The organism is Streptomyces sp. NPDC104371 (assembly GCF_055583785.1).
Genome location: NZ_JBVJNF010000010.1, coordinates 265,948 through 286,229, shown reverse-complemented (window position 1 = coordinate 286,229; position 20,282 = coordinate 265,948). Strand labels below are relative to the sequence as shown.

The 20,282-nt window shown below is 67.4% G+C and carries 16 protein-coding genes; 13 read left to right on the top strand and 3 right to left on the bottom strand.

Annotated features, from left to right (window positions below):
• Positions 1-288: 288 nt before the first annotated feature.
• Positions 289-516 (bottom strand): helix-turn-helix domain-containing protein, encoded by a 228-nt coding sequence (locus ACZ60T_RS27935; protein WP_469668371.1) that lies wholly within the window; start codon positions 514-516, stop codon positions 289-291.
• Between the two features lie 530 nt (positions 517-1,046).
• Here ACZ60T_RS27935 and ACZ60T_RS27930 point away from each other — a divergent pair.
• The 4 genes from ACZ60T_RS27930 to ACZ60T_RS27915 all read left to right on the top strand — a co-directional run bounded on the left by ACZ60T_RS27930 (position 1,047) and on the right by ACZ60T_RS27915 (position 5,612).
• Complete coding sequence (locus ACZ60T_RS27930) at positions 1,047-1,268, top strand: helix-turn-helix transcriptional regulator (RefSeq protein ID WP_469668348.1); 222 nt, start codon at positions 1,047-1,049, stop codon at positions 1,266-1,268.
• Between the two features lie 678 nt (positions 1,269-1,946).
• A complete protein-coding gene (locus ACZ60T_RS27925) occupies positions 1,947-3,113 on the top strand; it encodes a DUF3631 domain-containing protein (RefSeq protein ID WP_469668347.1) in 1,167 nt (388 codons plus the stop codon).
• A gap of 304 nt (positions 3,114-3,417) precedes the next feature.
• On the top strand, positions 3,418-3,918 hold the full coding sequence (locus tag ACZ60T_RS27920) for a plasmid mobilization protein (protein ID WP_469668346.1): 501 nt from the start codon (positions 3,418-3,420) through the stop codon (positions 3,916-3,918).
• Complete coding sequence (locus tag ACZ60T_RS27915) at positions 3,915-5,612, top strand: relaxase/mobilization nuclease domain-containing protein (RefSeq protein WP_469668345.1); 1,698 nt, start codon at positions 3,915-3,917, stop codon at positions 5,610-5,612. The genes ACZ60T_RS27920 and ACZ60T_RS27915 overlap by 4 nt, the downstream gene beginning before the upstream one ends.
• Here ACZ60T_RS27915 and ACZ60T_RS27910 read toward each other — a convergent pair whose 3' ends face one another.
• Both ACZ60T_RS27910 and ACZ60T_RS27905 read right to left on the bottom strand, forming a co-directional pair.
• Entirely contained in the window at positions 5,613-6,158 is a 546-nt protein-coding gene (locus tag ACZ60T_RS27910) for a flavoprotein (RefSeq protein ID WP_469668344.1), read from the bottom strand.
• Complete coding sequence (locus ACZ60T_RS27905) at positions 6,155-7,426, bottom strand: helix-turn-helix domain-containing protein (RefSeq protein WP_469668370.1); 1,272 nt, start codon at positions 7,424-7,426, stop codon at positions 6,155-6,157. The genes ACZ60T_RS27910 and ACZ60T_RS27905 overlap by 4 nt, the downstream gene beginning before the upstream one ends.
• A gap of 175 nt (positions 7,427-7,601) precedes the next feature.
• On the opposite strand from ACZ60T_RS27905, the gene ACZ60T_RS27900 reads away from it, so the two are divergent.
• The 9 genes from ACZ60T_RS27900 (at position 7,602) to ACZ60T_RS27860 (ending at position 19,524) form a co-directional block, all read left to right on the top strand.
• The gene (locus ACZ60T_RS27900) at positions 7,602-8,033 is read left to right on the top strand and encodes an ATP-binding protein (protein WP_469668343.1); all 432 of its coding nucleotides are present in this window, start codon (positions 7,602-7,604) and stop codon (positions 8,031-8,033) included.
• 39 nt (positions 8,034-8,072) lie between these two features.
• A complete protein-coding gene (locus tag ACZ60T_RS27895) occupies positions 8,073-9,356 on the top strand; it encodes a UDP-N-acetylglucosamine 1-carboxyvinyltransferase (RefSeq protein ID WP_469668369.1) in 1,284 nt (427 codons plus the stop codon).
• A complete protein-coding gene (locus ACZ60T_RS27890) occupies positions 9,353-10,588 on the top strand; it encodes a bifunctional UDP-sugar hydrolase/5'-nucleotidase (protein WP_469668342.1) in 1,236 nt (411 codons plus the stop codon). Before ACZ60T_RS27895 ends, ACZ60T_RS27890 begins: the two co-directional genes overlap by 4 nt.
• Positions 10,585-11,124, top strand: coding sequence for a dCTP deaminase (gene dcd / locus ACZ60T_RS27885; RefSeq protein ID WP_469668341.1), 540 nt, complete (start codon positions 10,585-10,587; stop codon positions 11,122-11,124). The genes ACZ60T_RS27890 and dcd overlap by 4 nt, the downstream gene beginning before the upstream one ends.
• Positions 11,121-11,657 (top strand): dCTP deaminase, encoded by a 537-nt coding sequence (locus ACZ60T_RS27880; RefSeq protein WP_469668340.1) that lies wholly within the window; start codon positions 11,121-11,123, stop codon positions 11,655-11,657. Before dcd ends, ACZ60T_RS27880 begins: the two co-directional genes overlap by 4 nt.
• Positions 11,654-12,775 (top strand): glycosyltransferase family 4 protein, encoded by a 1,122-nt coding sequence (locus tag ACZ60T_RS27875; RefSeq protein ID WP_469668339.1) that lies wholly within the window; start codon positions 11,654-11,656, stop codon positions 12,773-12,775. The genes ACZ60T_RS27880 and ACZ60T_RS27875 overlap by 4 nt, the downstream gene beginning before the upstream one ends.
• A 111-nt stretch (positions 12,776-12,886) precedes the next feature.
• The gene (locus ACZ60T_RS27870) at positions 12,887-13,930 is read left to right on the top strand and encodes a serine hydrolase domain-containing protein (protein WP_469668338.1); all 1,044 of its coding nucleotides are present in this window, start codon (positions 12,887-12,889) and stop codon (positions 13,928-13,930) included.
• A 267-nt stretch (positions 13,931-14,197) separates the two neighbouring features.
• Positions 14,198-15,076: a hypothetical protein gene (locus tag ACZ60T_RS27865; protein WP_469668337.1), complete on the top strand. Its 879-nt coding sequence runs from the start codon at positions 14,198-14,200 to the stop codon at positions 15,074-15,076.
• A complete protein-coding gene (locus ACZ60T_RS27860) occupies positions 15,073-19,524 on the top strand; it encodes a caspase family protein (RefSeq protein WP_469668336.1) in 4,452 nt (1,483 codons plus the stop codon). The genes ACZ60T_RS27865 and ACZ60T_RS27860 overlap by 4 nt, the downstream gene beginning before the upstream one ends.
• Positions 19,525-20,282: the final 758 nt, after the last annotated feature.

Sequence of the window (20,282 nt, the reverse complement as noted above, 5' to 3'; positions counted from 1 at the left end):
TCCACGGCCGCGACTGACGTTCCCCCATGACCAGAGCAACGACCAGCCCAGCCGAAAGTCACATGATCAGCAACTTCTGTTAGGACCTCTTAGACGGGACTCCATCCTCGTCCGCTCGGCCTCGGCGTCGACCTTGCGGGTGAAGGTCTTCATCTTCGGCTTGCCGTCGGGGTCGTACCAGCGCACGCGGTAGCGCCCGGGTGGCGTACGCCCTGCTCGCTTGGCTTCCGCCACAGCCCGTACGTACGCCGCGTGCCCTATGCGGTCCTCAACCCAAACCCTCGCCAACTAGTGCCCCCTCCGGTCATCACTGGACACCGAGGGAAGCGGCAGGAGCAGGGTCGCGGGAGAAACGCCGAGCGCGGTGGCGATGGCGACGAGGTCGTCGATGTCGCAGCGGCGGCGGGCGCGTTCGATTCGGCTGAGGGCGGTGTTGGCCATCGGGCGGCCCAGTGCGGAACGGCAGGCGGCGAGTTGGTGCTGGGTCAGGCCGCGCACGAGGCGTAGGTGCTCGATGGCGCGGGCGGTGTGCAGGCCGGCGGGGCCTATTTCGACAGGTCAGTTGGGCATGACAGATAGCTGTAACTTGCAGCCGACCGTCATGGCAAGAGTTAGTTCTTAAACTCTCCAAAAGTCGCCCGGGGCGAAGTGGTGTTCGTCTCGTCGAATTCCGGTACATCACGAGCCGTTTCGGCGGGGAGGTTGTGCTACCTTCCCTCCGCGTCAAAGAATTGGGCGATTTGAGCACCTATCGGACGGGGTGTCCGGCGGGCTGGCCACGTCGCGCCTGACTGCTGGACACTGCCTCTGAGCTGCTGAGGTGCCGGATTCCGGCACCTCAGCCGGTTGCTTCGCCGCAGAAAATTTCGGCTTCCGCGGGAGCGATTTCGGCAACCGGTGATCCGCCCTTACTGTTTTGGTCTTCCCCGGCGACACCGAGGGAAGTTGCCGGGAGTTTCAGAGTTCACTCTGAACGCTTCCCTGATGGTGTGGCTGTGTTGCCCACGCCTGCCATCCAAAACCCTGATTCCGATATGGAGACCTCATTGCCGAATCACTCACCGCGCCTCGTCGGCGCCGAGCGTGACCAGCTCGCCACTCCCGCCGACGTGGCCGCGTACCTCGGGGTGCCGGTGAAGACCCTCTACCAGTGGAAGTACCGGAGCATCGGCCCCAGCGTCCACAAGGTCGGCCGTCACCTGCGCTACCGCTGGCGGGACGTGGACGCGTGGCTGGATGCCCAGACGTCGTACGACCTCACGGCCTGACCCCGCGTCTGGCGCGGACAACGAAGCGGCCCCGGCGCGCCAACGCCGAGGGCCGAAGACTTCCCAACTGATCGACCATCCCTGAACGAATGAGCTGGTGAGGGGCGGGACCTTGCCCGTCCTGCCTCTCACTGGAGAGGAACGCCTATGGAGGACCCTAGGTCCCCCACCTCCACGAACACCTCCCCGACCGGCTGGCCCACTCCGGCGATCCCCGGCGAGGGCGTCCCCTGGCGCCGCAGGAATCAGGCGGACACACGGTCCCCGGCGTCGGGGACCGTCGAGCACTCGGCGGATGTGGAAGCACACGGGGACCGTCCCGAGCCGTCTGCAGATGCCGCTGTTGGGGACCGTCCCCGCGAAGTGCCCGCTGCACGGTCCCCGCACGTCCCGGTCCCCGTATCGACATCCGGCGCAAACACGCAGGTCAGCGGCGTCAAAATGGGGACCGGTCCCCAAGGGGTTGCAGTTGCACCAGGGGACCGCAATGGGGACCGTGATCACGGTCCCCGCCAGTCGCCAGGGTCTGACAACCCCGTGGCGGGAACCGCCCATAAGGAGGGGACCGGTCCCGTCGACGCACGGGGACCGGATCACGGTACCGGCTCCCGGCCTCCTCGGGGACCGGCAGACCCTGAGGAACGGGGTTCCGGTGAGGGTGCGGAACTGCTGGATGAGTTGCGGGCGGCGATCGGCAAGTACGTCGTGCTGCCCAGTGACGAGGCGCTGACAGCGGTCACCCTGTGGGTGGCGGCCACGCACATCCAGACCGCCTTGCAGCACGCGCCGCGCCTGGCGGTCGTCGGCCCGACGAAGGGCTGCGGCAAGTCCCGGGTTCTGGACGTGCTCCACGAGACCGTCCACCAGCCGATCATGACGGTGAACATGTCCACGGCGGTGCTCTTCCGCGTCATCGGCAAGAACCCGCGCACGATCCTGGTGGACGAGGCCGACACCATCTTCAGCAAGGCGGGCGACAACGAGGAGTTGCGCGGCCTGCTGAACGCCGGACACCAGCGCAACCGGCCCGCCTGGCGGATCTCCGGTCCGGAGCACAAGCCGACCCCGTATCCGACCTTCGCCATGGCCGCGCTGGCCTCGATCGGCGACCTGCCCGACACGATCACAGACCGGGCGGTCGTGCTCCGCATGCAAAAGCGCAAGCCGGGCGAGAAGGTGACCCCGTTCCGCTCGCGCTACGCCACACCGGAACTGAACGCGCTGCGGGACAAGCTGGCCGCCTGGCTGGGACCCCTGCGCGCCACGGCCGGCCGCATGGCGCCGACCATGCCGGTGGAGGACCGGGCGGCGGACACATGGGAGCCACTGGTCATCGTTGCCGACCTGGCCGGCGGCCACTGGCCCGCGAGTGCCCGTGCGGCCTGTGTGGCGATGACCCGGTTCGAGGCCGTCCAGGACGAGCAGACCAACCTGAAGACAAGGTTGCTGCGCGACATCCATCGCGTCTTCGAGGCACACGGCAACCCCGAGGCCCTGTCCTCCCTGGATCTGGTCACCGCCCTGCTCCAGGATCCCGACGCCCCCTGGGCGGAACACAGCACCAACGGGCTCAACGCCTACCACCTGGGCAGAATGCTCCGGGACTTCGACATCCGCCCGGCCAACTACCGGTTCGACATGGGCAGGCAGGCCAAGGGGTACGCCCGTAACCGGTTCCTCGACAGCTGGGCCCGCCACTGCCCCGACCTCACCGAGACAGCGCCCGCCCCCACGCACGACGCCACACCCGCGCCCCCGGCTCAGAGCAAGCCGCCCGCCGCCCCGGCGGGCCAGCTGCCCATCGGGCCGCCCGGCGGACCCGCCGGCCCCAAACGCGCCCGCTGACCCGCCTCCCCTGGGTCCGTATCACTGCGTCGCATCCGTCCCCGCGCAGGTCAGCGCGGGGACGGATGTCCTCGTCGGGACGGACTTCTCCGTACCTGCCCGAGTGTCCGTACCTGTGCTGACCAGGCATGGGACGGATGCGACGCACGTGACACATCTCCCGCCCCCTCACCACCGGAGCACCCCCGTGCACGAACAGCACCACGAACTCCCGACAGCTCAACAGCCGACGCCTACGACCTCAGCCCCAGACAGCGCAGCAAGTTGTCGGGTAAGGAGTCCTTACCCGACCTCCGCCCCTGAGGTGGCGGAGGCACCCGGCGCCGAGGGGGCACCGGGGTCGGTCGGCCCGGGGGTGCCGATCGAGACGGGAGGCACCAAACTGTCGCCGCACGCCGCGCAGACGCCGACGCCGCAGCGCCGTCTGCGTCAGCCGCGCCTGCGCGAGCGCCGCGTCCACCCCCGCTACAACGACAGCGAGTTCACCGACCTCGCCCACGCCGCCGCGCTCAGCCGTATGCAGATCGGCGGCTACGTCGCCGAAGCGTCGCTCGCCGCGGCCCGCGCCGAGGACCCCACAGCTGCGATCGCCGACTACCGCGCCATGGTGAAGGCGCTGTTGGCCGCCAACCGGCAGCTCGGCATGATCGGCAACAACCTCAACCAGCTCACCTGGCACCTCCACAAGGACGGCGCCTGGCCCGAGCCCGATGTCGTCCACCGGCTCCTGGCCCGCGTCGAAGCGTCGATCGCCGACGTGGACACCGCCGTCGCCCAGGTCACCGAGGGAAGGCAGGGCCGGTGATACCGAAGATCATCACAGGCAAGGGCAGCACTCGTCGCCTGATCGCCTACCTCTTCGGCAAGGGCGACGCCAACGAACACGTCGACCCCCACCTGGTCGCCTCCTGGAACGACTTCGCCCCCGACCCCGGCCGCAGCCCCCACCGCGACCCGAAGGAGGTGCAGAAGCAGCTCTACACACAGCTCGACCAGCCGGTGGCCATGCTCGGCCGCCGGGCTCCCCAGACCACGGTCTGGCACTGCCCTGTCCGCGCCGCTCCCGAAGACCCCATCCTCTCCGACGCCCAGTGGGCGGAGATCGCCCGCCGCATCGTGGCCGCCGCCGGCATCGCCCCCGCCGGGGACACCGAAGCCTGCCGCTGGGTGGCCGTACGCCACGCCGACGACCACATCCACATCGCCGCCACCCTCGTCCGCCAGGACGGCCGCCGCCCCAAGCGCGACTATGACATCCGGGCTGTCCAGCGCGAGGCCCGCCAGATCGAAGTCGAATACGGGCTGAAGCGGTTGAAGCCGGGCGACGGCACCGCCGCCAAGCGCCCCACCAGCAAGGAACACTTCAAGGCCACGCGCCTGGGCCAGGACGCCACCGCCCGCGAGGTCCTGCGCATGCGGGTGCGCCGCGCGGTCGCCGCCGCGGCCGACGAGGCCGAGTTCTTCTCGCTGCTGGAGGCGACCGGCGTGGACGTGCGCCTCAAGCTCGCTCCCTCCGGCGACGCGCTCGGCTGCAACTTCGCCCTGCCCGGCAACGTGAACGAGGAAGGCAACCCGGTGTGGTTCGCGGGCTCCACCCTCGCCCCTGACCTCTCCTTGCCCAAGATCCGCGAACGCCTCGCCACCTCCAGCCCCGAGCCAGCCACCATCCAGCCTGGCAACCCGTGGCACCAGGCCACCGCCGCCACCGAACGCATCCCCCACCACCTCACGAAAGGCAACGAACAGACGGCCCAGGGCCAACTCGTCGCGCTCGGCGCGACGCTGGACCTGCTGCCCGTCATGGCACCGACCGCGGCGCGGGCCGAACTCGAACAAGCCGCCGCTGCCTTCGAGCGCGCCACCCGCTCCCGCATCGCCGCCGACCTCGACAGCAACCGCGCCCTGCGCCGCAGCATCCAGACCATCTGGCGCGAGAAGCCACAGGACAGTGACGGCACTGGGCTCATCATGCTCCTGGACGCCGCGCTCACCGCGGTCGCCTTCGCACTGCACTGGCACCGCACCCGCCAGCACGCCCAGCAGGAGGCGGCAGCCGAACAGGCGCTCCTCCATTTGCAGACCGCGTACGCGCAGACCGCCGAGCCCGTCCTGGTCGGCCTCGCCGGCCGGGCGCCCAGCCCGCAGACCAAGCGCCGCTTCGCCCGCCACCTTCAGGATGTGGTTCCGGAGCACGCCGAGCGGATCCTCAACGACCCCGCTTGGGACGCACTCGCCACCGTGCTCGCCCAGGCAGAGGCAGCAGGACACAACGCAGCCACCGTCCTCGGCCAAGCGCTGCACCAACGCGCCCTGGACGACGCCCGCAGTCCCGCCCGCGCGCTGACCTGGCGTATCCGCCGCCTCGGCGAGCGCCACGTTCCCGGTCCTTGGGCCCAGGCAGCCAGGGCCCACAGCGCCATGCAACGGCCCAGCGCGCCGGTCCACCCTGCGGCAGCCATTGCTCGGCCACCGCAGGGGTCACCGACACGGCGGCGCTGATCAGGCCGGTGCGGACAGCTTGGGCGCGAGGAGTTCCAGGGCTTCCTCCCAGCGGTAGCGGTCGGCCCCGCCGCCGGCCTTTGGCCGGTGCGGTTCGTACGAGCCGATCAGGACGCCCATCTCGCGTAGCCGTTCCAGACTCTGGCGGTACGCGGGGTGGGCGGCCTGGGCTGAGTTCAGGTACGGCAGCACGGCGACCGGGATGTCCATGGAGGGTGCTTCGCACAGGACCCCCAGGGCGAGATTGTCGGAGATCCCGGCGGCCCACTTGTTGACGGTGTTGAAGCTGGCCGGGGCGACCGCGATCGCATCCGCGGGCCGAGTCGGGCGCGGTTCACCTGGTGACCGCCATGCCGAGCGGATGGGGCGGCCGGTCTGCGCCTCAACCGCCTCCGCGTCGAGGAAGCCGAGTCCTTGGGGGGTGGCGATGACGCCGACGTCCCAGTGCAGTTCCTGTGCTGCGGTGATCAGCCTGCCGACGTCGGCGGCGACCCCAGCCGCGCAGACCACGATCTGTAGGAAAGGCTTGTCGGGCTGATCACTCACGCGGGCACTCCCAGTTGGCGGCTGAAGTGGTGCAGCTCGGGCAGTGCCCGGCGACGGTCGCGGGCTGCCATGTCGGCGACCAGTTCGCGTACGGCCGGGCGGCGGATGTCCTGTGCCGCGCAGCTCTCGGCGATACGCAGGGCCTGGTAGCCCTCGGCGAGCCTGCCCTGCTGACTGTAGGCGCGGGCGGTCTCCACCCACAGCGCGGCCCGGCGCTCGGGGACAGGAATGTGCCGCCGCATGAGCGGCCGTGCGGTTTCCAGGGCGATGCCGGCGTCACCGAAGGAGACGGCTGCGCTGATCTCGTGGAGTGCGACGTTGGTGGGGCTGAAGTTCGCCCATGCGTCGGGCCGGTCGAAGGAGACATAGCGAGCGACTTCCTTGGCTTCGGTGAGGAAGTCCCGGGTGGTGTCGCGGTCGCCGTTTCTGCTGGCGGCGGTCGCTCCGCGGAGCAACAGCAGACCAACCGCTGCCAGGTACCGGGGCGGGCGCTGGTCGTAGGAGCCGGTGAGCTGGTCGGCAGTGTGGCGGACCATGTTCACGGCCTGGGCCGTGTGCTTCTCCCGCACGAGGACGTGAGCGTGGACGCGGACACTGGCGGCGAGGACGACAGGATCCCCGGACCGTTCCGCCTCGGCCATGGCCCGACCGGCCGCGAGCCAGGCATTGCCCTGATCGGCCCGCTTCAGCAACAGGCTCACCGACGTCTGGTAGGCAGTCGCGAGCAGCCCGGACACCTCCGCCGAGCCGGATGAGCCTCCGGCGGCCTGACGCAGGTCGGCGATCAGACCCGGCAAGGTCTGCTCCAGTTCCGCGTAGTCGCACGTGCAGAACATCCGGCGTACGGCCCGTGCCCGATCCCGCAGCTCGTCGAGGCCCAGGGCTTGCCCGGTCGCCGCGGGGCTCGTGCCTGGCAACAGGACTTGGATCAGGTCGTGATGTGCCGCGCTCGACGACGGCGGAGTCGCGAGCGCGGCGACGCTCGCGGCAAGGAAGGTACGGCGGTGCATGTCCTCTGTTCCGGGCTCGGCGGGGCTGGCATCAGAAACAGCGGCGAGGCCGAGACGTTGCGGCGGAATCTCCAGCACCTGCGCGATCTCGCGCAGCACTCGCACGTCCTCGGTACCCCTGCCGCTCTCCAGGCGGCTCACCTTCGACTGGTGATACCCAAGCGCGGCGGCAACGTCCCTCTGCGAACGCCGCTGTAACACGCGTGCCTGACGGATCACTTCGCCGATCCGTCTCGCTTCACTCTGTGCCTCGGCCATCTGTGCCACGGCCCCTCCTGCCGTCGCCGATCCTGCCTGCTCAACCGAGAGTAACCGAGCGGCATTTGGCAGTGATGCAGCTCCTGCATAAGTGATGCAGCCCCGGCACACCGACTGGTTCCGCTTACCTCCGGAGCGGTTGCGTGGAGTGGCCGAACCGACCAGGAGGCCGCTCATGGAAGCGCATCACATCCAGATTCCCGTCTCCGGCACGCCAGCTGCCGCAGCGTCCGCGCGCCAGCAGCTCGCGGACGGGATACGGACTTTCGGCGCATTCCTCGGCCCCGAACTCCTGGACGTGGCAGAGCTGGTGGCCGCAGAGCTCATCGCGAACGCGGTCCGGCACGCAAACGGCGGCCCGATCACGGCCGGCGCCTGCCTGAGCGACAAGGGACTGCGGATCGAGGTGAACGACGCCAACCCCTCCGTCCCACGGGTCAGCCTGTCGGATGTGGACGAGGAAGGCGGACGCGGGCTGTTCCTCGTCGCAGCGCTGGCGGACCGCCACGGCTTCGATCCGCTGCCGCCCGGCAAACGCTGCTGGGCCGAGTTCAAGGTCAGCACCCCACTACCCACCGCATCACACCTGCCCCGGCAGAGGAGTTGACCGTTGACAGCCGTACGCATTCCCCCCGTCGCCGCAGAAGTGGTCGCCGTGCGACCCGGCAGCCCACTCGCCGGCTCCATCACCGTCGACGGCTCCAAGAACGCGGCCCTGCCCCTGCTGGCCGCCGCTGCGGCCCTGCACCGCCCGGTGCATCTGAGCAACGTCCCGTCGAACACGGACGTCGAAACCATGCTCACCCTGCTCCAACAGGCCGGCTGGCACACCGCCCGCCCCGTCAGTGACCCGCACACCACCGTGATCCTGCCTAGCGACAAGCCCCAGCCAGGCCCCGATCCCGAGGTCGCCGCCCGCATCCGGGCCTCGTACTACCTCGTACCGGCCCTGCTCGGCGCGTCCGGGCGAGCCCGGCTGCCCTGGCCGGGAGGCTGCCGGATCGGGGAACGCGGGATGGAGCAGCACTTCAACGTCTACGAGCGCTTCGGTGACCGCACAACGGTCGATGGACGCGGCTACCTCGTGGAAGCAGCCACTGGTGGGACCGGAACCGTGTCCGTGGTGCTGCCGTTCCGCTCTCGTGGGGCGAGCGTCGCTGCCCTCCTGCGCGCGGTCGTAGCCGGCCGGCCCCTGCGCCTTGGCCACCCCAATCTCTCGCCTGAAGTGATCAGCGTCGTAGAGGCGTTGCAGGTGGCGGGATGGGAGTGCCGGGTCAGTGAGTCGGTCCTGACGCTGTCACCACCCACTTCCGTCCCGACGGGGACCACTGTCTGGTCGGTGCCCGGCGACAAGGTCGAAGCCGGGACCCTGGCCTGTGCGGTCGCGGCGACCGGCGGGGACGCACGCATCTGTGGCGTACGCGGCGACGACGTCGCTCCCCTGGTCTCCGCCTTGAACTGGCTCGGAGTCCCCGCCGACGCCGAGGGCGATGCTCTCACCATCCGGGCCCACGACGCCGAGCCGACCGGGCGATCACTGCGCGCCATCGCCTCCCTCTCCCCCGACGGCTTGGACGCCGACTTCGAACCACCGCTGATGGCCCTCGCCCTCGGTCTGCCCGGCACTCACCAGTTCGCCGACACCATCAACCCCGGCCGTCACGGCAACCTGCTCCCCCAGCTCGCCCGCCTCGGCGCCGAGATCCACGAGCTCTCGCCCACCGAATGCCGCCTCACCGGACCGCAGCAGCTGACCGGCGCCGGCGTGGAGGCCACCGACATCCGCACGGGCTCGGCCCTGCTCATCGCCGGCCTCACAGCGAGCGGCGTCACCACCCTCGGCGGCCTCGAACAGCTCCGGCGCGGCCACGCCGACCTGCCCACCAAGCTGCACGCCCTGGGCGCCGACATCTGCGAGGTCACTCCATGACCCGGCAGCTCCGGCGAATCACCGCCACGACCGACGTCCACTCCTCCTTCGCCCAGGCCACTCCAATGCTCGCCTACCTCCACGCGGCCAGGGCCGAGAGCCTGGTCGTGGACTGCGGCGACTTCTTCGAAGGCACCGGCTTCTACCGCTTCGGCCAGGGTCAGATCGAGAGCGAGGTCCTCACAAGCCTGTACGACCTGCTCGCCCCCGGAAACCACGGCTGGCCGCACTACTTCGAACCGCAGCTACACGAGATGACCGTGTGCGCGAACGCAGCCGACGGCAGCGGCAGGCCGCTCTTCGACCGCGTGCGCATCGAGCACATCGGTGGCCGGCGAGTTGCCGTCACCGCGGTAATCGGCCTGCAAGCCTTCAACGCGATCCCTGCCAACCAGCGCACCGGCCACCACGTCACCGACCCGGCCCAGGCCCTGCGCGAGGTGATGCTGGAGCACCATCACCGTGCCGACGCCTGGATGGTGCTGTCCCACTCGGGCTTCGAGGAGGACCTGAAGCTGGCCGCCGCCTGCCCGTTCGCGGACGTCATCTTCGCCGGGCACTGCCACAGCAACACCTACGGCCCCGTGCCCGTCGGCGACACCCTCGTCGTCAAGGGCCACGAACTCGGCGTCGGGTACGCCACCGCCGAGCCGGTCGGGGCCGGCTGGGCGGCCCGCGTAGGCGCCTTCCCCGACACCTCCGTAATCCCCGAGGACCTCGCCGTACTGCAGGAGAAGATCGCGCTCCTCAACAGCACCCTGGCAAGCCGGCTCGGCATCGTGAACGAGCCATATCTCAATACCCTGTTGGACCGACGCCTCCTCTTGGACGAGATCGCCACCCGCCTGCACACCGGCCTCGGAGCGGACGCGGTCATCCTCAACGAGACCGCTCTGCGCCCCGTACCGCTGGGCGATGTCCTCACTCTCGGCGACTTGCTCGCCATCGAGCCCTTCGGCAACCAGCTCGTCCACGCCTTCTTCCCCGACGATCAGTCCGAGGACCACGCCAAGCTGCTCGCTCATCTCGTCGAACACGTCGGCCCCTTGGCAGTCGCGCCCATGCCCCTTCCACCCACGGCGCGCATAGTGCTGACCACCGACTACATCGCCGACACCTATCTCGGCGGCCGCACTCATCAAGCCGGACTGCGTCTGGGCCAGGCGGTGCGCAGCGTCCTGGCGGCCCCGTTCACTGACTCTGCCGACGCTCTTCAAGGGGGCGCTCAATGATCCTCACCGGGCCCGAGATCAACACGGCCGTTGCCGATGGACGCCTTCGCATCACCCCGTTCGACCCGGAGCAGACGAACCCCAACAGCTACAACGTCCGCCTGGGCGCCACCCTGCTGACGTACGCCACCAAGGTCATCGACGCCCACCACGCCAACCCCACGCACACGATCCGAATCGACACAGCCGGATACGTCCTCCAGCCCGGCGAGCTGTACCTCGGCCACACCGTCGAGGAGGTCGGCTCGGACCTCTTCATCCCACTGCTCTTCGGACGCTCCTCGGTCGGACGACTGGGGTTATTCGTCGAGATCACCGCCCCTATCGGTGACATCGGCTTCCACGGCCAGTGGACTTTGATGCTGTCCCCCATCCGCCCTTTGCGGGTGTACGCGGGCATGAAGATCGGGCAGATCATGTTCTTCGTCTCCACCGGGGACGTCGAGCTGTACCGAGGCAAGTACCAGGGCGCCGCTGGCCCTCAGCCTTCCTGCTACTGGCGGGATGCGGCACACGTGCAGGCGGGTGCCTCGTGATCCTCACCGGCTCCGCCATTGCCGCCGCCGTCAACGCAGGCGAGATCACCATCGCGCCCTACGACCCGGCACGCCTGTCCCCCAATGCCTACGACTGGCGGCTAGGCGACATGATCCGCGTCTGCGACGGCGACCTGGACGCCGCCGCCCCCACCACGTTCACCGAACTGGTCATCCCCGCCTCCGGATTGGTCCTGCAGCCCGGGATGCTCTACCTCGGCGTCACGTTGGAGAGGACCGGCTCGGAAACGTACGCACAGCTCCTCAACGGCAACCGCACCATCGGCGCACTCGGCATCTGGGTCCACGTCTCCGCCCCACTCGGCCACCAGGGCCACGCGATCCGCTGGACCTTGGAAATCCGCGCCGCCAAGCCCGCCCGTGTCTATCCGGGAATGACCTTCGGCAAGCTCGTCTTCCTCACCGCCCTCGGCACCCCGGCCAGCTACCAGCAACAGCGCGCCAAGTACGCCGCCACGCAAGGCATCGACATCTCCCGCCTATACGAAGAGATCCCCCAAGGAGCGCTGTGAGCCCCCTCGTCCGCCCGGCCGCGGGGCCGCTGGCCGCCACCTTCCTCGACCTCCCAGCCGGAAGCCCCGGCGGCAGCGTCGAACTCTTCCTCGACTTGTACACCGGCGACAGGCCCCTCATCCCCGCACGAGCCTTCATGCTGGCCCCCACCCGCCCCAAAGCCCACTTTCCCGCCGGGCTCGACCTGCTGACGGTCGCCGGCAAGTGCCTGGAGGGCGCCGCCTTCAGCCGCTACGTCGCAGCCCTGCGCCGGGCGCTGGTGACCGCGATCGATCCAGCCCAGATCGGGGTACTGCACCTGCAGCACCTCACCTTCGGCGCCACGCCCGCCCTGCTCCGCGCTCTGCCGACCCACCCCAGGATCGCCTTGGTCCACGGCACCGACCTGATCTTCGCCGAGGCCCACCGCAACCAGCTCCAAGTCCTGCGCGAGACGGCGAGGGCCGCCGACGTGATCGTGGTCCCCACTGGCGCGATGGCCGACCACCTTCTCAAGCTCGCCCCGCAGATCGACCGCCGCAAGCTCGTCCGCGTTCCGTGGGGCATCCCCGACCATCTGCTCACCGATCCGCCGGCGCGGCCCGCCCGCACCTCCACCAGCCACCTACGACTGCTCTACGCAGGCAGGCTGACCGCCGAGAAGGGCGCAGAGCGCCTGATCACGGGCCTGGCGCCCATTCCAGGAGTCGAGCTGAGCATCGCCGCCCCCAGAGCCCAGTTCCACGCCTTGTCCCCGCTCCTCCAACGGACCGGAGTGCGGGCCCGGTACCTCGGCTGGCTCCGCCGTCCACAGTTGTGGAAAGCCTTCGCCGAGCACGACGTCCTGGTCATGCCGTCCACCACCCTGGAAGCCATGGGCCTGGTCACGCTGGAGGCCCAAGCATGCGGTCTGCCTGTCCTGTACCAACCCGTGCCCGGCCTCAACGAAGTCGTCGCCGCGTCCGGCGTGGCCACCGACTTCACCCACTCCGCCGCACTCGCCCGCGACCTCGACCGCCTACGGACCGCCCCTGGCCTGCTGCCCGCCCTGCGACAAGCGGGCTACGCGAATGCGGCCCGCTACCCCCTCACCACTACCGCCCAGGCCCTGGCCGACCTCGGCCGCCAGCTCACCTGAGACACACACCGACCAGCCCCCGCAGCCGACGTCCGACACGTCATTGCCCCACTGGTGCCGCCCGCGTCACTACGCTGATCCGGCGGGTTGGCCACGGCGAACAGGGAGACCATGACGTACAGCACCGACCGCATTGAAGCCCTCCTGAACGAAGGCGTCCGCGACAAGGTCTACCCCGGCGCCGTATGGGCAGTCGGTGACGCCACCGGCACCCGCGCCCACGGCGCCACCGGGGTCCTCGACCCCAACGAGCCGGACCTGCCGATGCAGCCCGACACCGTCTTCGACGCCGCCAGCCTCACCAAAATCCTCGCCGTGTGGTCCTCCATCGGAGCCCTGTGGGAGGAAGGCAAGCTCGACCTCGACACCCCGCTCGGTGCCTTCTGGCCCGAAGTCGAGGGCCACCCACTCGGCGCCGTGACTGCCCGTCAACTACTGACCCACACCGCTGGCGTACCGCTCCGCGCCCAGCTCAAGAACCTCTACGGCACCGACCCTCAGGACATCCGCGACGGCGTCCTTCACGAGGCCCTGCACCGCCCGCCCGGCGAGGCCGTCGAGTACACCGACCGAGCTGCCCTCATCCTCGGTTACCTCGCGGAACACCTTTCGGGTCAGCGCCTCGACCAGCTGGCCACGGAGCGGAGCTGGCAGCCGCTGGGCATGGACTCCACCCGATTCGGTCCGTTGCCCGCCGAGATCGCCGCACAGTGCGCACCGACCGAACTCGACCAGGACACCGACACCCACCTCAAGGGCGTCGCCCACGACTTCTCCGCCCGCCTCCTGGGCGGAGTGTGCGGGATCGCCGGCGCCTTCACCGTCCTCGACGACCTCGCCGTCTTCCTGCGCTACATGCTGGACACCTCAACCAGCCACGGACAAGCCGGATTCGGCCCCGACTGGACCAGGCAGTCGCTGACCATCCAGACCGGCACCCTGGAACCAGCGCGCGGCCTGTTCTGGCACCCCGCCCCTGGCACGCACCCCGCTGAGGACATCTGGGTCCACTACGGCTTCACCGGCACCGGCATGTGGATCTCACCCGAGCAAGGACGGTGGGCCGTACTGCTGACCAACAAGCTCTACTACACCCGCAAACGCCAGCCCTTGACCGACGTCCGCAACGCCTTCCGCGCTCTTGTCTTTGCCTGAAGCAACCTGCGGCGAGGCCGTTGAGAGGGATGTGGCCGCCCGCGCGAGGTGCGGTGCACCCAGGTTTACCGAATCACCGAGCACGACAGCCTCATGGCATCGTTCGACAGCGAGGACCCCGCTGAGGTTGATCCCATCGCCTCCCGCGACGAGCAGCTCATCAACGACCACGCCATCTACCGCCCGTGAAGGAACCCCGCAGGGGTGCTCCGCTATCTGCTGTCCCGCTGGCGGGTACGATCGCGGAATCGACACCTGGGGGAATCGATGTCCGCGATCGTTGTTGTGCATGGCATAGGGAAGCAGTACACAGGCTCTAACTCCCTGCACGGCTCGGTCTCTGCTGCACTCCTGGACGGACTGCACCGCGCCGGGGTCACCGAGGTGAAGCCGGACAACGTCCGCGTCGCCTTCTATGGGCACCTGTTCCGATCGCCGGGTCCAGCACCAACCAAGGGAGACTTGGCCTACACACATCGTGATGTGACCGAGCCGTTCGAAATCGATCTCCTCCTCCGCTGGTGGGCAGAGGCACATCGCATCGAGCCGGACCGGGTACCACCTCTGGCTGCAACAGAAACCAGTAAGGCGACGACACCGCAGACTGTGCAGCGTGCTCTGTACGCGCTCAGCCGCTCCCGCTTCCTTGCACGCACTGCTGATCGCTTCCTCATCGGCATACTCAAGCAGCTCCGTCTTTATCTCACGACGCCCAATGTCCGTGAGCGCGTGCAAGCGGAGATAGCCGCCGCAGTCACAGCAGACGCCCGTGTGATCGTCGGCCACTCCCTCGGTTCAATTGTCGCCTACGAAGCACTGTGCGCCCATCCAGAGTGGCCGATCCACACTTTCGTCACCCTCGGCTCGCCCTTGGGTATTCCGAACCTCGTCTTCGAACGCTTGTTGCCTGAGCCACAGTTGGGCAGGGGAAGTTGGCCAGGCAACGTAAGAGCCTGGACCAATCTGTGCGATCGACACGACGTCGTCGCCCTCAACAAACGTCTAGCCCCGCTCTTCAACGACGGCGAGAACGTCGTTCGAGATGTCCTCATCGACAACGGTTGGCAGGCCCACGCCATCGAGCCTCATCTCACCGCTGCAGAGACAGGTGAAGCAATCTCCGAGGGTCTGCGGATGGCCCCATGATCCAATTTGGACCAGGCGCGGTGCGGCGTACGCTACTAGTCGGCGGCACAGCACGTTACGACCATCATCCAGAGCTCCCACAAGTGCGCACGGATATGGATGTCGTCAGCAATGTTTTCGCATTGCTCGGCTACGAAACCGGGCACCAACTGTTTGACAAGACATGTGAGGGCTTCCGCTCAGGACTCTCCGGCTGGGCCGGGGCTGAGGACCGGACAGACGATGCTCTGGTTCTTTACTACAGCGGCCATGGGGACCGTGATCACCAACGCCACTACCTGCTGTGCCGGGACAGTCGAAGCGACCGCCTTGCCGGTACCGCCCTGGCCAGCGAGGATGTAGTTCGGATCATCAGCGAGAGCGGGATTCAGCGTCTCTTACTGATAATCGACACTTGTTACGCCGGGCAGGGCAGCGTTGACGCCGCACGTGCACTGGCTAGGGATCTCGGCGTCCGGTTAAGCACGACCCGCGCTGCCGACGAGCACCGGCTCACTGCATTCTCCGTAATCGCGGCCACCCGCTCACATGAACTAGCCGAAGATGGCGCCTTTACGTACGCCCTGCGGACGGCAATCAGTGATCCAGACCTCGGTGGGCACCGCCAGCCCAAGCTCTATCTGGAGCAAGTCGTAGACCGGGTCAACGAAGTCCTCGCCGAGCACAGCCCGTATCAGCATGCCGCTTTGGGAACACTGCCAACTGGTGAAGGCTTCTCCTTTATCCCTAACCCTCGCTACACCCCAGATGTTCCGGACGAGGGGATGGACCTCGCCGAACAACGTACTTGGGTCAGCTCAGAAGGACGCCGACGCCGCGAGGAACTAATCACGCACTTTGAACCCCGCGGCCGCGGCACGGACGCCTACGCAGGGATCACGGGCTCCTACTTCACCGGGCGTCTTGCAGCACTGACTGAACTGACCGACTGGCTGGATAACCGGACGCGACAGCTTGGCCGCTGCTCGCTGGTTACCGGACGAGGCGGGGTAGGCAAATCCTCGCTCCTCGGACGCCTAATACTTCTCGCTGATCCCTTGCTGCGGGCGACGCTGCCAGACATCGATGACAGTACAACGCCGCCCCGGCAGCGCGTGCACGCAGCACTACACGCGCGCCACAAGCTCCTCGAAGACATCACCGCAGGCATTGCCGACGCGGCTGGCCTAGCCGAGACCGATCCGGAACGACTCATTGCCGCGCTCGCCAGCCGAACCGAACCCCTGGTCATTGTCATCGATGCCCTTGATGAGGCTGGGACGGCAACTGGCGATACGGAGCCCCATCGCATTGCTGCAGCCCTGCTTAGTCCGCTCTCCCAACTTCCCTGCGTCCGCCTTCTCGTGGGCGCCCGGCCACATATGCGAGATGCCCTTGGCCGTGCGTTTACCTGCCTGGACCTTGATGAGCCACGCTGGACCGGAGAGCAGGACATCGAAGAATACGCACATCGGCTACTCCTCGCTCCCGACGGCCCAGGCAGCGTCGGCGTCTACACTGCGGCCACGGCGAAACCGGTGGCCTGCGCCATCTCATCACGCGCCAACCGAAACTACCTTGTCGCCCGCCTTATCGCCCGACCACTCGCCCACCGCGCACGGCCGGTCGACGCAAGCGTTCCCGGCTGGGAGGAGGAACTCCCTAGGCTTAGCGCGCTCCCGAACGGTTCAGCGGGCCCCGCATTCCGCTGGGCGCTACACGAACAGTTGCAAGCCCGCGAGGTCCGGGGCCGTGCCCTTCTGACAGCCCTGGCCCACGCAGAGGGCTCCGGACTCCCCGCAGGCGATATCTGGCGCGCAACCGCTTCCGCCTTCACTGGGGACGAGGTCACGGGCCAAGACATCCGATGGATCCTGGACTCGGCAAGTGCACACATCGTCGAAGACCAGGACGTCGGCCCGGATGGCCAGGCACGCTCCGTCTACCGCCTTTATCATGAGTCATACGCAGAAGAACTTCGGGCCGCAATCGGGCCTGACGCAGGCGAACGTATCGCTGCCGCACTATTGGCGACAGTATCGAGCGTCCCTGGGACCCAGTCATACGCGTGGTCCCACGCAGATCCGTACGTGCGTGCGCATCTTGCCAGCCACGCTGCCGGTCACGCGCTGCTCGACGACCTTGTCCTCGATCCGGCCTATTTGCTAGTAGCCGAGCCTTCGGCTCTACACAGGGCACTGCGGCATGTACGAAGTGCCGAGGCGCAGACCGCCCGCGCCGCGTACGAGCGCTGTTCGCCCGTGCTGGCAGACGACGCGGCCACATCGCCAGCAGCCCAACTACGTCTTGCCGCATTACAGTCCGGCGCAGATGCCCTTGCCGAGGCAGTACGACTAGGCTTCTCCGATCTCCCCTGGGACACGCTGTGGGCCGAGGTACCGAGGCGTCCCTTCCCCTTCCGGGCCATCGGCTCATTCACTACCCCCTTGAGGGGCGCCGAGGTCCTGGACGTTTCCGGTACGAAGGTGCTGGCCACAGCTCAAGCTTCGGGTCGGCTCGAGCTATGGGATTTCGACACGGGAGTGCACCTCGGGCAGTTACCTCCTCCGGCCTCATCCCGTGTCCTGGCACTCGCGTCCTGCGCAGAGACACGCGCACCGTGGCTACTCGTCCACTCCGGCCACAGCAACGAGTGGGAGAGCAGTGTCGAGGTGTTCGATGTTCGGACACGTCACCGACTGGGTTTGCCCGTAAAGACCAAAGCAGCACAGTGCGCGCTAGCCGAAGTCGGCGGCACTTGCGTGATCGGACTCATGGCAACCGACGGGAACGTACAACTGATCGACGCAAGCACAGGTTCCGTCCTGGCCCGGCTCACCTCTCGGACGCGAACCTCCAACCTGGCACGCCGTCCGCGTGACTCCGCTACGGCCCTGGTCTCCGGCCTACGCCATCCGCAGCACCTGGCGATGGGGGTGCATGACGGCCGACTGGTCGTGGCCGCGGCTGTAGGGGTGGGAAGGACGACGCCCCGGTTGTCAGGCCGTGCGGAGCTTGCAACCTGGACCGTGGATCCGGGGCAGGGATGGAGGGTCCTCGACGAGCGGCATTTCCGCTTGAAGGGTAGGAACGTGGCGGCGATGGCCGTACGCCGAGGTCGCATCCTCGTGTCGTCGGAGGGCCGGCCTCGGATCACCGGGCGCGCGCAAGTAGTCATCCGACGAGGGAACTTGACGGAATGGTTTTACCGTCGCGGTATGGGACCCTCAGCGCTAGTGATGACGGATGATGATTCATACCGCGTGTGGGCCAAATCCTCATTTGTGAGCGTGACGAATACCGCTGGCAAAGAGACCAACTGGCTCGGCACGGAGTTGTCCGCATCGGCTCAGGTTACGGTGATTCCCTCCGACTCGATACACGCAGATCTTCTGACGTGGCGCACGGAGGGTAGTTCGGTCCACATCAGGGCCCTGCCTCTGGAAATGGAGGAAGGGCCGAGGGAACGCCGATCCGACGCTGTCGACGCCAGCCATGCACATCTGGTCACGGGAGAAATCTCCGGTAAACCCGCCCTGGTGCGATGCGACTCGACCAAGCCACCCTGCCTGGTCGATCCAGCCTCTGGGCAGGTGATCTCAGTCTTCGAGTGCGGGCTCCTGGAAGAGATACGTCTGCAGGACATGGCCTACTGTGGTGCGCCGGGAACGCCGGTCGTCGCATACCGATGGCTACGGCAATGGCGGGCTCTGCACTGGGTTCGGGTCTACGAAGGGAATTCATCCCGCAGCGTCCGCTTGGGTGGCGGCTTCCTCAGACCGGTAATAGAGATGCAAATCACGTCCTTCGACGGACTTCCTCTGCTAATCGGCCTATCCTCCGACAAGCTCACTGCTTGGAACCTCCACGGGGTGCCTGAGGGGCAGGTAGATGTTTCCCGGTGTCTAACACTCAGGGCACTGGCCTTGGAAGGGAACACACTGCTCTCGGTGGTGGATATCAAAGAGCGGGCCATCAGAATCTTCAGACTGCCAGACTTCGATCAGCTCACAAGATTCCAATTCAGCTCCACCGATCACCCCGGCGTTCCTCTCGCGGCAAATCCTTACGACTGGTCGTACGCCCACGACCTGGCGCTGTGGAACGGATCACCAGTCGCCGGATGGGTGGACCAGGCCGGCTGGATCAACGTCCACTCCATCCTGGATGATTCGCTTGAGTGGAGTTGGAAGCTGCCGCAGACTCAACAGGTCACCCACCTCACGCTCACAACAGTCGAAAAGCGCGGTGCCGCGATCGTATGCACGACCGATGGCACTATCTTGTTGGTGGAGGCAGGCTCAGAACATCTGCTGTGCCAAGTACATCTCGGCATGGCGATCCGAAGGATCACAGTCATTAGCGAAGGCGTGGTGGGGTTCATCACGGACGGTGGCTTGTTTTGCCTTCGTCTCACGTCAAACTCATCAACTACTGACCAGCAACAGGCCGCGGGAGCAAGCCCGTAGATCAGCGACAGGAGAGGTACTCTCCAACCGGCGGCACTTTCTGGCAAGGACTTCCGCGAAGGCGAGGAACTTGCGCCGAGCAGGGCCCTGGCCGCCAACATACTGACTTGAGACACGAGCCCTGGCCGCAGGCTCTCTGCAAGAGCAGCAGTCTGCGCGGGCACATCCAGGGCACATGAGCCTGGGAAACGGCGTTGACCTGTGAGAACTACCGAGAGGAGATTTCCCAGCTCAACGCACATTTCCTTGCGAATCCCCAGGTCAGCACCCTCCCGCCCCCAATCGCTGCACGAGTGGCAGGGAACGGTCCAGAGCAACCCGGCAGCAAGCATCCTCTCCACCCCCATGTGGGTGGCGATGCATGGGCAGACGGCCCGACACGAGGTGTCACCGAGGGGAATGGCGCACGAGGCTGTGTGGCGCTGACCAGGGACAGCGTTCACTTCCCGTGCCACTCATCACGCAGTCGGCGCATCGCAGCAATGGCGCGTACGGCCTTATCGACAAGCGCCGGAACTTGATCGAGGACATACCCCAGCACGAGGACACACCCACCGAGCGCAGCAACCGTAGCGGTTGCCCAACCGACCGTCTCCATCCGACCCGTCTCGCCTTCTATTAAGAAGGTGGTCGGTTCGGAGGCGTGGCAGGCTCAGACCGACCACCTGAATGGTGGTCTGGTCGAGAGCCCAGGCCCGCACGCCGCTTCTCGGTGCTGTATTCGAGTCTCTGACGTCTTGAAGGTCGCGCACCGCGTG

Excerpts from the sequence above, each read along its gene's own strand:
- ACZ60T_RS27905 (WP_469668370.1), bottom strand. The coding sequence starts at position 7,426 with ATGGCCGAGGCACAGAGTGAAGCGAGACGGATCGGCGAAGTGATCCGT.
- ACZ60T_RS27900 (WP_469668343.1), top strand. The coding sequence starts at position 7,602 with ATGGAAGCGCATCACATCCAGATTCCCGTCTCCGGCACGCCAGCTGCC.
- ACZ60T_RS27890 (WP_469668342.1), top strand. The coding sequence starts at position 9,353 with ATGACCCGGCAGCTCCGGCGAATCACCGCCACGACCGACGTCCACTCC.
- dcd (WP_469668341.1), top strand. The coding sequence starts at position 10,585 with ATGATCCTCACCGGGCCCGAGATCAACACGGCCGTTGCCGATGGACGC.
- ACZ60T_RS27870 (WP_469668338.1), top strand. The coding sequence starts at position 12,887 with ATGACGTACAGCACCGACCGCATTGAAGCCCTCCTGAACGAAGGCGTC.
- ACZ60T_RS27865 (WP_469668337.1), top strand. The coding sequence starts at position 14,198 with ATGTCCGCGATCGTTGTTGTGCATGGCATAGGGAAGCAGTACACAGGC.
- ACZ60T_RS27860 (WP_469668336.1), top strand. The coding sequence starts at position 15,073 with ATGATCCAATTTGGACCAGGCGCGGTGCGGCGTACGCTACTAGTCGGC.